The organism is Moraxella oculi (genome assembly GCF_023336735.1).
Taxonomy (GTDB): Bacteria; Pseudomonadota; Gammaproteobacteria; order Pseudomonadales; family Moraxellaceae; genus Moraxella; species Moraxella oculi.
In genome coordinates this window covers 1-846 of the sequence record NZ_JAMBAQ010000059.1, presented here as the reverse complement: position 1 = coordinate 846, position 846 = coordinate 1, and the positions used below count along the sequence as shown (strand labels likewise).

Sequence of the window (846 nt, the reverse complement as noted above, 5' to 3'; positions counted from 1 at the left end):
ATATCTCACAAATCAAGGCTTTGATGAAACCACAAGACAAACCACACTACTTGCCCTGTCAGCAACACTGGGAGTAAGCATAGGCGACAGCACAGCAAGCACCATCAATAATGTGGGGCAGGTGCAGTGGAATTATTTGACGCATCAGCAACTACAGAAAAAAATCTCATGTGTTGGTACTGAAAAGCAATGTGAAGAACATGTTCAAAAATACGATAAAATTTCTGCAAAGCAAGACGAGGACTTGCGTAAAACTTGTTCAAGCAGTCCAAATAATGTCGAATGCCATCGTATGATGAGGGAGGCTTTGGAATATGTGGGGCAAAACAGAAATCATTATGGAAAGGCAAGCGATATCCAAGATTCAACCAAAAGAGTTTTAGGCGTTGCTAACTATGCTGGATATCATACCATCAATACTCTAGATGAAAGGGCAAATTATTTTGGAGCAATGTATGGATACACAGGACAACCATGGTTTAGGGAGGCGGAAAGTGAATCAAGGAGTTTTTTAAGTCTTAAGGGAGCAGATAAGTCATTTTATTCAGATTGGATTGCGGAAGCTGGAGGGGTTATTATGCGAAATGGTAGGTCGGAATTTCAGTATATTTATAATAATCATGTGGGGCAAAGTAACAGCTGGAGTTATGGAAGGCTTGTAAATGAACAGTATGACCGAGAATTGCAAGCGGTGCATGAGAAGCATTATAATTCTTGGAATTGGTTTAGTAAAAGATCAGTAGATGGAATGATAAAGCTTAGAAAATGGGATTGGTCAGGCAAATTCTTAAATCCAAATCATAGGGTTGATGTTGGTTGTGAAGGCATGAAAGAAGTTAAGGAATG

1 protein-coding gene is annotated in these 846 nt (G+C 39.5%); it reads left to right on the top strand.

Features of this window, described 5'->3' with window-relative positions; genetic code table 11:
- The coding region (locus M2R47_RS09370; RefSeq protein WP_335341992.1) for a DUF6862 domain-containing protein at nucleotides 1–846 on the top strand (846 nt) is incomplete at both ends.